This window comes from Bradyrhizobium uaiense (genome assembly GCF_010811875.1).
Classification (GTDB): Bacteria; Pseudomonadota; Alphaproteobacteria; order Rhizobiales; family Xanthobacteraceae; genus Bradyrhizobium; species Bradyrhizobium uaiense.
In genome coordinates this window covers 1-235 of record NZ_VKHP01001114.1, presented here as the reverse complement: position 1 = coordinate 235, position 235 = coordinate 1, and the positions used below count along the sequence as shown (strand labels likewise).

At 67.7% G+C, this 235-nt stretch carries 1 protein-coding gene; it reads right to left on the bottom strand.

Features of this window, described 5'->3' with window-relative positions; all coding sequences use genetic code 11:
- Window positions 1-235, bottom strand: a 235-nt coding sequence (locus tag FNJ47_RS49005) for an acetamidase/formamidase family protein (protein ID WP_175068546.1), incomplete at both ends; no start/stop codon positions are given.

Sequence of the window (235 nt, the reverse complement as noted above, 5' to 3'; positions counted from 1 at the left end):
GCGCGCGCCCAGTTGCGCTCGCCGGTTGCGTCGACCTCGTAGATCGTGACGACCTCGCGCGGCTTCGGCTCGGTGAGCAGATCCTTGTAATGGAAGCCCCACGATGCGGCGGCGTTGCTGCCGAACGACTTGCCGGCAAAGGCTGGATTGGCCGAGGGCCGCGGCCAGATATCGAGGATCTGCACCTCGAGCACATCACCCGGCTCCGCGCCGCAGACATGGATCGGGCCGGTGC